This is a genomic window from Clostridium lapidicellarium (assembly GCF_041224415.1).
Taxonomy (GTDB): domain Bacteria; phylum Bacillota; class Clostridia; order Clostridiales; family Clostridiaceae; genus Clostridium_B; species Clostridium_B lapidicellarium.
Map to the genome: position 1 here is coordinate 15687 of NZ_JBGFFE010000006.1, position 12837 is coordinate 28523.

At 33.3% G+C, this 12837-nt stretch carries 12 protein-coding genes and 6 tRNA genes; all 18 read right to left on the reverse strand.

Features of this window, described 5'->3' with window-relative positions:
* Nucleotides 1–238: 238 nt before the first annotated feature.
* A tRNA-Met gene (locus AB8S09_RS05885) sits at nucleotides 239–315 on the reverse strand.
* Between the two features lie 14 nt (nucleotides 316–329).
* A tRNA-Met gene (locus AB8S09_RS05890) sits at nucleotides 330–405 on the reverse strand.
* Nucleotides 406–462: 57 nt separating this feature from the next.
* Nucleotides 463–538 (reverse strand) — tRNA-Met (locus AB8S09_RS05895).
* Between the two features lie 57 nt (nucleotides 539–595).
* A tRNA-Met gene (locus tag AB8S09_RS05900) sits at nucleotides 596–671 on the reverse strand.
* A 57-nt stretch (nucleotides 672–728) separates the two neighbouring features.
* Nucleotides 729–804 (reverse strand) — tRNA-Met (locus AB8S09_RS05905).
* 9 nt (nucleotides 805–813) lie between these two features.
* Nucleotides 814–902, reverse strand: a tRNA-Leu gene (locus AB8S09_RS05910).
* A gap of 132 nt (nucleotides 903–1034) precedes the next feature.
* Entirely contained in the window at nucleotides 1035–1445 is a 411-nt protein-coding gene (locus tag AB8S09_RS05915) for a S1 domain-containing RNA-binding protein (RefSeq protein ID WP_294182916.1), read from the reverse strand.
* A gap of 165 nt (nucleotides 1446–1610) precedes the next feature.
* Nucleotides 1611–1883 (reverse strand): FtsB family cell division protein, encoded by a 273-nt coding sequence (locus AB8S09_RS05920; RefSeq protein WP_294182914.1) that lies wholly within the window; start codon nucleotides 1881–1883, stop codon nucleotides 1611–1613.
* 104 nt (nucleotides 1884–1987) lie between these two features.
* Complete coding sequence (gene yabQ, locus AB8S09_RS05925; RefSeq protein WP_369868678.1) at nucleotides 1988–2392, reverse strand: spore cortex biosynthesis protein YabQ; 405 nt, start codon at nucleotides 2390–2392, stop codon at nucleotides 1988–1990.
* A gap of 22 nt (nucleotides 2393–2414) precedes the next feature.
* A complete protein-coding gene (gene yabP, locus AB8S09_RS05930; RefSeq protein ID WP_294182910.1) occupies nucleotides 2415–2705 on the reverse strand; it encodes a sporulation protein YabP in 291 nt (96 codons plus the stop codon).
* A gap of 57 nt (nucleotides 2706–2762) precedes the next feature.
* Nucleotides 2763–3023 carry an RNA-binding S4 domain-containing protein gene (locus AB8S09_RS05935; protein ID WP_294182909.1) on the reverse strand — a complete coding sequence of 87 codons (261 nt, stop codon included), beginning with the start codon at nucleotides 3021–3023 and terminating at the stop codon, nucleotides 2763–2765.
* A 63-nt stretch (nucleotides 3024–3086) separates the two neighbouring features.
* Complete coding sequence (gene hbs, locus AB8S09_RS05940) at nucleotides 3087–3362, reverse strand: non-specific DNA-binding protein Hbs (protein ID WP_294182907.1); 276 nt, start codon at nucleotides 3360–3362, stop codon at nucleotides 3087–3089.
* Between the two features lie 263 nt (nucleotides 3363–3625).
* Nucleotides 3626–5071, reverse strand: a complete 1446-nt coding sequence (gene yabN / locus AB8S09_RS05945) for a bifunctional methyltransferase/pyrophosphohydrolase YabN (protein ID WP_369868679.1) — start codon at nucleotides 5069–5071, stop codon at nucleotides 3626–3628.
* A 13-nt stretch (nucleotides 5072–5084) separates the two neighbouring features.
* Nucleotides 5085–6617, reverse strand: a complete 1533-nt coding sequence (locus tag AB8S09_RS05950; RefSeq protein WP_294182905.1) for a putative polysaccharide biosynthesis protein — start codon at nucleotides 6615–6617, stop codon at nucleotides 5085–5087.
* A 158-nt stretch (nucleotides 6618–6775) separates the two neighbouring features.
* On the reverse strand, nucleotides 6776–7324 hold the full coding sequence (gene spoVT / locus AB8S09_RS05955; protein WP_294182901.1) for a stage V sporulation protein T: 549 nt from the start codon (nucleotides 7322–7324) through the stop codon (nucleotides 6776–6778).
* A gap of 163 nt (nucleotides 7325–7487) precedes the next feature.
* The gene (locus AB8S09_RS05960) at nucleotides 7488–8513 is read right to left on the reverse strand and encodes a peptidylprolyl isomerase (RefSeq protein WP_369868680.1); all 1026 of its coding nucleotides are present in this window, start codon (nucleotides 8511–8513) and stop codon (nucleotides 7488–7490) included.
* A gap of 81 nt (nucleotides 8514–8594) precedes the next feature.
* A complete protein-coding gene (gene mfd, locus AB8S09_RS05965; RefSeq protein ID WP_369868681.1) occupies nucleotides 8595–12116 on the reverse strand; it encodes a transcription-repair coupling factor in 3522 nt (1173 codons plus the stop codon).
* A 138-nt stretch (nucleotides 12117–12254) separates the two neighbouring features.
* Nucleotides 12255–12818, reverse strand: a complete 564-nt coding sequence (gene pth, locus AB8S09_RS05970) for an aminoacyl-tRNA hydrolase (RefSeq protein WP_294182894.1) — start codon at nucleotides 12816–12818, stop codon at nucleotides 12255–12257.
* Nucleotides 12819–12837: the final 19 nt, after the last annotated feature.

Below are 12837 nucleotides of genomic sequence, written 5' to 3' on the forward strand. Positions count from 1 at the left end.
GAAGGTGAGGTGTATTCATATTTTTTTTAAGACATTAATTTCTATGTTTTTTTTATAATCTTTATTTTAGACAATTACGTTAAAAAAATTCTATTTCACACTTTTTATCCACATATAATATTCAATATTTATCCACAGTGTTCATAATTTTACCTGCAGGCTAAAATACACAAAGTTCTATGTAGAACTCTGTGTACAAATCATAAGGGACCTGCTAAATTTAGCAAGTCCCCGGTTTTGGTAGCGGAAATAGGATTTGAACCTATGACACTTCGGGTATGAACCGAATGCTCTCGCCAACTGAGCTATTCCGCCATATTATATAATTTTGGTTGCGGGGAAAGGATTTGAACCTCCGACCTTCGGGTTATGAGCCCGACGAGCTACCAGCTGCTCCACCCCGCGACACTATGTACCACTTCTGCTTAACTTATAATAACTAACCGTATACTTCATTTAATTTGGTTGCGGGGAAAGGATTTGAACCTCTGACCTTCGGGTTATGAGCCCGACGAGCTACCAGCTGCTCCACCCCGCGACACTATGTACCACTTCTGCTTAACTTATAATAACTAACCGTATACTTCATTTAATTTGGTTGCGGGGAAAGGATTTGAACCTCTGACCTTCGGGTTATGAGCCCGACGAGCTACCAGCTGCTCCACCCCGCGACACTATGTACCACTTCTGCTTAACTTATAATAACTAACCGTATACTTCATTTAATTTGGTTGCGGGGAAAGGATTTGAACCTCTGACCTTCGGGTTATGAGCCCGACGAGCTACCAGCTGCTCCACCCCGCGACAATACACTGGTGCTGAAGACCGGAATCGAACCGGTACGGGTTTTAAAGCCCGCAGGATTTTAAGTCCTGTGCGTCTGCCTGTTCCGCCACTCCAGCAGTAATTAATGACCTATCGATTGACAACATAAGTTATTATATATGATAAATAGAATATTGTCAACAATTTTTAAAGCCTAACTTTTTTATTAAATAAAGGAGATCTTTTACAGACCTCCTTATATTATATGATCAATAATTAGACGATCTCTTATAACCTTTTCCCTTCGAATCCTGGTGCTTCTTTATATCTTGAAATCTCTCCTCACTATCCTTTAAAAACTTAGACAATCTATCTTCAAAAGTACCTTGATTCTGCTTGTTGCTTTCCTTTTGCCAATCTATTTCTAATGGTCTCAAGCTTTTCTTATTGTGTGACGCCTGTTTTATTGATAAACTCATTTTGCCATTGTCATCAATAGAAATTATCTTGACTTTCACTTTATCCTTTTCCTTTAAATAGTCCCTTATATTTTTAACATAATTATCTGATACTTCAGATATATGGACTAAACCAGTTTTACCCTCAACTTCTACAAAGGCTCCAAAGCTAGTAATATTAACTACTGTTCCCTCTAGTATGTTTCCTGCCTTCAAGGTCATATTAAAAAGACTCCTCCTTAAAAATAATACTTATATATATTAACATTTTATTCTTCTGACTTTACTCAATCAAAGTAGGATTTCCTGGATTTTCCCCTGAAAATTCTTCCTGCTACACAATTACTTATCCTCCATCATACTGCAGATACAATTTACAATCAATCATCATTTATTTACATTTATTACAGGAGTTTCACCTTCTTTAATAAGACCTAGTTTTTCTCTAGCCAATTTCTCTATATATACGTCAGATGCAGACATTTTAACTTCATCCTGTAATTTTTGATTTCTAACCTTTAATTTTTGCTCTTCAGATTTCGTTTCAGATATTTGTTTTTTTATATTCTGCATGGTAATTTGCTGACTTACAAATATATAACCTATGTATAAAACCAACAATAAAAGGAATATATTTTTCCATTTGATTTTTATTTTCAATAACAATCACCAGTTTCTTTAATTAAAAACTTTTCTTCAAAATCATTCTAAATAGTATTATAATTATATTGTAATTTGATTTTTAATTTTCTTCAAGTTAATTCTTATAATTTTTTTTTATTTTTTTTCTTAACAATATAATCGGCATATTGGAAAAAATATATAAGTACATTTAAAATCACTCTAAATACCCTCCCAATTATTTTAAATAATTTTCTATAAAAGCTAATAAGTACAGGACTAAAAATCTTTAAATATAAATATATCCCAACTATCAGCAAAATGTAAACATACATTCTCAGATAAGCATAATTGGTATACATTAAAAATATAAATACAACTATAGCCGTAAACAGCCAAAATAAAGTATCTTCTATAAACACTATTATTTTATTTAAACCGGTCAATCCCCTTATCAATCTATAAAAATCAAATAACACTCCTGTTATTATTCCTGCCATAATACTGCACAATATAATTCTGAGCTGATCACTTATTGATATAATCATAATAGCCCTTTCCAGTTAAAAACTACTTAAACATTTTTGACAACAAATGATGCTTTTTTTTCTTAGGCTCATTGTTTATATAAATGCAGGAGTTTATAGTACCTATTATACTAACATCACCATTTTGTACATCTAATTTATTCATCTTTAAATTCTTACCCTTGATATTGAGAATTCCAAGATTAGTATTTAAAGATATCTGATCTTCATTAAAACTTATAACTTCAATAATACCGGTCAGTATTAATTTTTTTCTATTTTCAAGACTCAGCAGGCTTTTTTTGTCTTCCAGCTTTATTTCTTTTTTCTCCATAAAACATCCCCTCCACCTATAATAAATATATGTGATGGGAATAATTTATATTACTTTCTATTTTACATCTTTTGTATCCGTAATTATCTCATACATTTTCTGGGCATCTTCTTTTTTGGTATGATTTTTAATATCTAAAATTTTTGCTTTAAGAGAACTATTGGCATATTTAATCTGTATTATATCTCCGCCTTTAACCTCGGTACTCGGTTTTGCTGTTTTACCATTTATGATAACCCTTCCGCCCTCACATGCTTCCTTCGCTGCAGTTCTTCTCTTTATTATTCTGGACACCTTAAGATATTTATCTAATCTCATGTAAATTCTCCTTCTTAAAACAGAAAACCCAGATTTTCATCCAGGTTTACTGAAAAAATATGTTTATTTATTTACTCTATCCTTAAATTCTTTACCAGCTTTAAATACAGGAACCGTTGATTCTGGTATATTTATTTCTTCTTTGGTTCTAGGATTTCTTCCAATTCTAGCAGCTCTTTTCCTCACTTCAAATGTTCCAAATCCAACTAATTGAACCTTTTCTCCTTTTTCAAGTGTTTCTTCCACACTTTCTATAAATCCCTTTAAAGCTGCCTCTGCATCTTTTTTAGTTAACTTTGACTTTTCTGCTATACCAGTAATTAATTCTGATTTATTCACCTTTTTTACCTCCTCTTATTTTCATAGACATATGTGCAAGACTATGCAAATATCTTTATAAATTTAATCTCAATTAAATTTAATCAAGATCTTATAGAAAGCAATAAATACTCATATATTGTACAAAAACATTCAGCTATTGATTATGTTATGTATATTGCATTTTAAATTATTTATCACTTACTATATTTAATTATAGTACATATTAGCCATATTCTGCACTAATTTATAAACTCCTTCTTTTTGCATATAAAAACTAAAATTTATTTGCTTTTAGATTTTTCCCAAAGTCTATTCATTTCATCCAATGTCATATCCTTCATATCTAAACCTCGGTCAATAGCATTTTTTTCTATATATGCAAAACGCTTTATAAATTTCTCTATACTATAATTTAATGCAAACTCAGGGTCAATGTCAAGGAATCTAGCAACATTTACGCATGCAAATATTAAATCCCCCATTTCTTCTACTATTTTTACCTTTTCTTCACTTTTATATACATTTTTTACTTCATAATACTCTTCTAAAACTTTATCCAGAGCGCCTTCAACTTTCTCCCAGTTAAACCCCACATCTGAAGCTTTTTTCTGAACTTTTACCGCTCTCATAAGAGCCGGCAAAGCTTTGGCCACATGCCTAAGTTCATCTGTGTATGTACTCAAACCCTGCTCCTTCTTTTTTATTACATTCCACTCCGCAAGTACCTGCTCCTTATTGTCCAAGCTTTTACAGCCAAATACATGTGGATGCCTGTTTATCATTTTGCGGCACACACCATCGATAACGTCGCCTATATCAAAAAATCCCTCCTCCTCTCCTATCTGACAATGAAACACTACTTGAAATAACACATCACCAAGCTCTTCTACCAAGTTTTCATAGTCTTCCTTGTTTACAGCTTCCATCACTTCATAGCTTTCTTCTACAAGATATTTTTTCAGGCTGTCGTGGCTTTGTTCTCTATCCCATGGACACCCTGTACTGCTTCTCAATTTCTTCATTATATTTAGTAAATCCCTTAAATCATATTTAGTTTCAATATGCCCGGGAACATAAATTGATGTCAGGTGATCTATATCATTCTGTCTATCTAATTCATACAATTTTATCTTTCTTATAGATTCACTGTCCCTAATTCCTGCAGATCTTATAAAATATATTTCGGCATTATCTCCATAATACTTTAACAGAGTCAATTTAACCTGAGATGCAATCAGTCTATCATACACCTGGGTTATTATCATCCCTGTCCTTTTATCCAATACTTGATTCTCTATGTCAAAGGCATCCACTATTTTGAGTCCTTTGCTAGCGTCTACATTCAGTCTTTCTAAAATGACATCTATAAAACTAACCGCCGGTATTATTTCTATATTCAAAGATTCTTTCCTGCATGATTCTATCAATAATTCGACTGATTTTTCCGCTACTAAGGGATGACCTGGTACTCCATAGGCTATTTGTCTGAATTTTTTCCCCTTTTGCACCAGATCCCGGGCAATAGACTTATACACGTCTTCAAACTTTTCCTTATCTTCATACATATAATCATAAGTATGAAATTTTATACCCGATTCTTTTAAATATTTTACCGTAGGATGTTTTTCCGTTCTCAGATAAACCTCATCTGAATTTTTAAGTATGCTTACAGCACCCAAAGTAAGGGATTCCACAGACCCTGGACCTAGGCCAATTACTTTAATCATTTGTAAGCCCTCCTTATCTCTTGAATATCTTATTTTTTATATAACTGTATTTAAATATTTTAAATATAATTACAAGTGGAATATATATTATAAATCCCGAAATTATAGCTAAAAAACAAGCTATCCTACTGCTTACTGTATAATTATAGACACACATATAGATAATTACAACAGCTATTATCATAAAAATAGAGGCAAAAGCAGGTTTAATCACAATTTCAGAGTAATTTACAGTTATTTTTAATTTCTTAACAAGAAATACTATATTTAAAACACAGGTTACAAAATAGCCTGCTATACTCCCACAAACAGCCCCATAAATATTTACATATGGAATTGCTACCAAAAACAGAGTCAGAACCACTTTGACAATACAGCCTAAAGACAGGTTGAATACAGGTCTAATGTAATAGCCTACCCCCTGTAATATGGCGGTAGATGTCTGTACCAATATTATAAAAGGTACTGACAGTGCTGAATATTGAAGTATGCTGGAACCGGCGGACTGGCCTGGAAATATCAAATTCAAAATTGGATAAGCCAATGTATAAAGTCCAAGCATAGAAGGAAGGGCAATCACCATAGAAAGCTTAAAAGACAAATCCACTTTGTTAATAACATCTAGTCTTCTATTCAATACATGCGATTCTGCAATTATAGGCATTAGGGAAGCACATAATGCAGCTGATATGGTGAGAGGTATATTTATCAACACAAATGCCTTTCCCGTAAGTTGTCCATATAATATCGCTGCATCCTTATATGTAAAACCTGCCTCCAACAATTTTTGAGGTACCAGTGCCGAATCTATAAGACTCATTATACTGCTTACAGCAGCTCCCAGGGACACTGGAATCGCTATATACAGCAGTTTGCTCAATATATCCCTGTTATCTCTCACCTTAACATTTATTTCTCTTCTTACAGGTATATATTTTATTATTAAATATATACCTCCAAATAATCCTCCTGCAGCTGCCCCCAGAGCTGCCCCTCCCGCAGAATACTCTATACCTTTAGGTAATAGCAGATATGCAAGCCCTACTCCAACTATCACCCTTCCTATCTGTTCTACAATTTGGGATACAGCAGTGTAATTCATATTTTGAAGCCCCTGAAAAAAACCTCTAAATGCGCTCATTATAGATATGAACATAGGTGCAAAGGCTATAGCGACCAATGAATAATAGGATTTTCTATCCCATTTTAAAAAATGTATAATCGGATTTGAAAATATAAGAAGAACAGCCGTAAAACCCGTCCCCAAAATAAACATCAAAAGCAGAGACTTTCTCAGTACCTGGATAATACCCTCATAATCCCCAATGGCATTTCTTTCCGATACCATTTTGGAAACTGCTACAGGTATACCTGACGCAGCTGCAACAAAGAACATATAAAGGGGAAAAGACATTTGATAATACCCTACTCCCTCATCTCCTACTAACATCTGAAGCGGCCATCTAAAAAATAATCCTAAAAATTTAGATATTATACCTGCGGATCCTAATATAACTGTTCCTTTTATAAGTGACTGTTTTTTCATAAAAATACCTCCAAATTGCCATAGCTGCAAATAATTCTTTCCCATGTTTATAAGTATTTAAAATTTGAAAGTATTATTACTTGAAGTGAATATTTTTTATATTACAGTCAATAATGATTTAATGAATAAATAAAAATGGCAGCAATTGCTGCCATTTCCTACTGTTCCATTTGCTTCCCAAGGAATGAAGATGCCGTTTCAGCCAATTTGACTTCTACATTTCCAAATTTAGCCTCTTCTTTAGATGCTATTACCACAGCTCCAATGGCATCTCCACCCGATATTATCGGACATATCACTTGAGCGGAATATTTCCCCTCAATATCCTCATCATCATATATTGGTATGATTCCTTTTCCCTCAGAAGCTAAAACTGTCTTCCTGTCATCTATTGACTTTTCAAGTTCTGAACTTATCTTTTTATCCACATATTCTTTCTTGGAAGCTCCACTTATAGATACCACACTGTCCTTATCACATATCATAATTATATGTCCTATGGTCTGCTGCAGTGATTCAGTATATCCTTTAGAAACATCACTGAGTTCACCAATAGGTGAATATTTTTTTAGTATAACACCTCCCTCTCTATCCGTAAATATTTCTAGAGGATCGCCCTCCCTTATTCTAAGTGTTCTTCTTATCTCTTTAGGTATGACAACTCTTCCCAAGTCGTCTATACGCCTGACAATTCCTGTTGCTTTCATGTTTAGAATTCCTCCTCAAAAATAATAATATATAACTTGTATTAATATTATTTTTCTAAATATGAAATTTTATACACAATTGTTATTTAAATTATAAAATTAAAGAGAATTATGGTATCAATTATCATAATTCTCTCAATTACACCTGTACATAAAGACATCACTACATGATATTCTTATCTTTTTTAGTTATATTTGCAGCTTTCTTCCATTCTTGAACTTTCTGAGAAACCAATTTGGTTTTCTGATTATCCTCCAATTGTTTCTTTATCTGATCTTTGACTTTGCTAAGGGGTTTAACGGGATATTCCTGTTTATCTATGCATTTTATTATGTGATATCCAAAACTACTTTTTACAGGGCCTGATATTGCTCCTTTTTTCAATGCCTTTGCTCCTGCCATAAATTGAGCATCATACTGGGAATCATCATAACTTATAGTTCCCAAATCCCCTCCCTTACTTTTAGTATTTGTATCTTCCGAAACTTCTTTTGCAACTTTCGCAAAATCTTCTCCTTTATCCAATCTTGCTTTCACCTTTTCAGCTTCATCTTTAGTTTTTACAAGTATATGTGCCAAATGCATCTTATCAGTCTGTTCAGTAAATTTATCCTGATTTGCCTTATAATAATCCTCTATTTGTTTATCTGTTACTTTTACATTCTTTGTAAGGCTGTCGCTTACTTTTTGTTCTATTTGCTGTGCTTTGAGCTGTGATAAATACATATCTTTAAATGAACTTTCAGTAAAGCCCTGAGCTTTTAGTGCTGCATCAAACTGTTCGGTGTTATTTCCAAATTGCTGTTTTTTTATCTGGGCAATCTGGCTATTCATCTCTGATTTAAGTTTATTTTCATCTGGTAGAAGCTTTAATTCTTTAGCTTTTTGTTCAATTACCTTCATTGTAATCATACTGTCAAGTATTTGTCCCTTTTGATTTTTTATAACACTTACAGCTTCATCATTCTTTGCATAATCTTCTCCGTACTGCTGTTTGGCTTGACTTATCAACTGCATTGTATTTGGATTTTTATCTAAATCACCTCTTGTGATCTTTTCTCCATTGACCACCGCCACAGTACTATTAGCTATTGCCTCTGGTGTTTTCTCTATCATATTACAACCAGCAATTGAAAATGTAAATACAATTATGCATGCAGTGGTTACTAACTTTTTTATATTTTTCACAATCATTCCCCCACTCTTTTTTTATGTTAAAACACAGATTTATTTTAACATAAAAGCATTTTTACTACAAAGCTATTAAAGCTATTTGTGTTCATATATCTGCAACATATACTCAACAATCTCTTTGATATCATTTAGAATGTTTTCTCTTTTTACATCTTTTAATCTATATCCAAAACCAGGCTTTTTATTCATTTTCAATACTATTTTCCTGGAATATTTTTTTAAGAGGCCTTTCATTACATTTTGATCCACTCTGTCTTTACTTTCAAATGTAAAAGCAACTTCTCCCTTTGCCTCTTTTATTTCCTCTATCCCAAGCACCTTTCCCATACTTCTTATATAGGCAATATCCATGAGATTTTGCAGTGAAGTTGGTATACTGGAGAATCTGTCTTCCAGTTCTTCTTTCACATCTAAAACATCTTCATAGGAATTTATAGCTGCTATTTTTTTATACACTTCTATTTTTTGGACTTCATTTTTTATGTAGTTGTCAGGTATATATGCATCCACTTTTAATTCCACAGTAGTTTCCACCGGCTCCTTATGGATTTCACCTTTTATAAGCTTTACAGTATCTTCAAGCATCCTGCAATAGAGGTCATACCCTATTGCAGCCATATGGCCATGCTGTGATGACCCCATCATGTTACCTGCGCCCCTTATTTCCAAATCTTTTAAAGCTATTTTAAATCCAGATCCCAATTCAGTAAATTCTTTAATGGCTTTAAGCCTCTTTTCTGCAACTTCCGTAAGAACTTTGTCCTTTCTATAAGTTAAATAACAATAGGCTATTCTATTAGTTCTTCCAACTCTTCCCCTTAATTGATAAAGTTGTGACAATCCCATCTTATCTGCATCATAAATTATCATAGTATTTACATTTTGTATATCCATGCCGGTTTCTATAATAGTAGTAGTCACAAGAACATCATATTTACCGTCCATAAAATCCATTATTATATTTTCAAGTTCTCTTTCCTGCATTTGGCCGTGGGCTATTGCTATTTTAGCTTCCGGAACCAGTTTCGATATATAAGAAGCAATTTCCTTTATATTTTCAACTCTATTATATACAAAGTAAATTTGCCCATTTCTGTTTATTTCTCTCAATATAGCATCTCTAATCAGCTGATCGTTATATTCTACCACATAAGTCTGTATAGGATACCTCTCTTCTGGAGGGGTTTCTATGACACTTATGTCTCTAACTCCGACAAGAGACATATGGAGAGTTCGCGGTATAGGAGTAGCACTTAAAGTTAATACATCTACATTTTTTCTAATTTTTTTAATTTTTTCTTTATGGCTTACACCAAACCTTTGCTCCTCATCTATTATGAGAAGTCCAAGATCTTTAAACTGAATATCCTTTTGCAATATCCTATGGGTACCAATTAATACATCCACGTCACCCACCTTCACTGCTTTTACGGTAATTTTTTGTTGGGCACGAGTTTTAAATCTACTTATCATATCTATTTTTACAGGAAAATCAGAAAATCTTTTAACAAAATTATTATAGTGCTGCTGTGCCAATATAGTAGTAGGAACCAGAAAAGCAACTTGCTTCCCATCCATCACAGCCTTAAAGGCTGCCCTTACAGCGACTTCAGTTTTGCCATATCCCACATCTCCACAGAGCAGCCTATCCATAACCTTGTCTGACTCCATATCTCTCTTTATGTCCTGAATGGTCGACAGTTGATCTGGCGTTTCTTCATAGGGGAATTCATCTTCAAACTGCTTCTGCCATACAGTGTCTTTTGAATATTTATATCCCTTCAAAGTGGATCTAATGGCATATAATTTCACCAGATCTTCTGCTATCTGTTCTATGGATTTCTTCGCCTTTTTTTTGGCCTTTGCCCATTCCGCACTTCCCAGTTTATTTATTTTAGGAGTCTTCCCCTCGGAACCTATATATTTCTGTACCATATCAAGTTGTTCCACCGGCACATACAATTTATCATTGGATTCATATACAAGTTCCAAGTAATCCTTTTTATGTCCTTGAAAATCCAGCTGTTTTATACCTTTGTAGACACCAATACCATGGTTAACATGAACTACAAAATCTCCCGGTTTTAACTCGGTAAAGCTTTTAATTTTGCCTGCCCCTCTTTTGGGAATTTTTTTTGCAGTTTTTCTTCTGGCCTCTCCAAAAACTTCTTTACTTGAAATTACACTCAGCTTGAGTCGCGGATACTCGAACCCCTTCAATTGGCTTCCAAAAGTTATAATTATTTCTCCAGGTTTAATTTCACGTACCACATCCCTATAACTGCTATCTATATCTCTATCCCTCAAAGTATCCACTAACCTTTTCCCTCTGGGTCTAGTACCAGACAATATCAATATCTTAAACCCCTTTGATTTTTTATCCCTTATATCTTCAATGAGAAGATCTATCTGACCGTGATAATCATTAAGGGTTATCTGTGAAAAATCTATCACCGACCTGGGCAGGAATGTCTTCACAGATTTAGCAATGGGATCTAATATAATACTTTTCCTTTCTTTTAATTCTTCCACTAGTTGAGATTTGCTAATGAGCATCCTATTTTGTTTAAGAAGCACATTTCCTCTCTGTAAAAAGCTCTTGTAATTCTCTTCGAATTCAAAATATACACTGTCTAATTTTCCCTCACATCTCTGTACATCGTCCAGAATTACAAAATAATCCTTTACATAATCAAGAAAAGTTGATAACTTACTATAAAAGTAGGGTAAAAAAGTATCAATAGTCTCAAAATTCCAGCTTTGCTCAAGAGTTTCCAGATTTTTACCGGTTATTTCCTTTATCCTCTTAACAGCTTCATTTTCCTTTAGTTTCCCTAATTTTTCTGTTACTACTTTTAAGTCCTCTTTTATACTTTTTTCGCCTGCTTTAATTTTATTTTTATCCAGTATAATTTCCCTAGCTGGAAAAATCTCTATACTATTTACTTTTTCAATACTTCTTTGAGATTCCAGATTGAAGTTTCTGATAGACTCCACTTCATCGCCAAATAGTTCTAATCTATATGCTTCTTCTGAAATAGGGGAATAAATGTCCATTATTCCCCCCCTTATGGAAAATTGACCTTTCCCATCTACAATATCGCTTCTTTCATATCCGCATTGAATTAATTTTTCTGCAATGCCCTCCAAATCCAAAGTATCTCCTACAGATATTTTAAAAATATATTTTTTATATAATTCCAGGGGAATATATACTGAACTCAACGATTCTACACAAACTATTATAATTTTTTTACCCCGCTTTAATATCTGTCTGATTACCTTCAATCTTTCCCATCTCAAATCTCCAGATATGGCTTCAATATTATAAAATACTACCTCCTTAGTCGGAAAGTAATATACCTGGGGAATATAAAAAGATAAATCTTCATACAATTTTCTGGCTTCCACATCACTGTGGGTAACAATTAAAACCGGGCTATCCAAAGCTTCAAATACTCCATATATCAAATAACTCCTGGCAGATTCTGAAAGCCCATATACTCCTACCGGAAACCTACCTTTAAATATTTCATTCATAATATTTTTAAACTTATCGCTTTCCCTAATGGGTTTCATAAGCCCTTCTAATCTCATTCTAACAACCACCCTATAAATTTATTCACCTACTCAAGTTTCAATTTCAAACATTTTTAATCAAACGCACAATAACCGTTAACCTCTTTATACTAAAGAGACTATACGGTTTTTTACCAAGCTATTTTATTATGCCAATTATAAAGCCAGCCCATTGAATCTATTCATGGCCTCTTCTGCACCATTTCTCAAAATACATTCTACTGCCTCGCGGCCCATATCCAAAACTTTTTTTATATGAATTTTATCATTTTTAGAAAATTTACCCAGAACATAGGGTATAAGTTCTCCTTCCGGCCGGCCTATACCTATTTTTATTCTTGTAAATTCATCCGTAGATAAATTAAATATTATATTTTTTACTCCGTTATGACCTCCAGCACTTCCATGAATCCTTATTCTAAGTCTTCCAATCGGGATATCTATATCATCATGTATTACTATTATATTATTACTTTCTATCTTATAAAAATTTACAACTTCCGCTACACTTTCGCCGCTTAAATTCATATAAGTACTCGGTTTTAACAATAACACCTCATTGTTTTCTATGACACCCTCTCCATAAGTTCCCCTAAATCCTTCCTTATTCAAGCTAATCCCATATTTTTTACTCAATAATTCTATACAATCAAATCCTATATTATGCCGTGTATGTTCATACCTAATCCCTACATTTCCCAAACCAACTATCAAAAACATCAGCTTACTCCAATCTTAA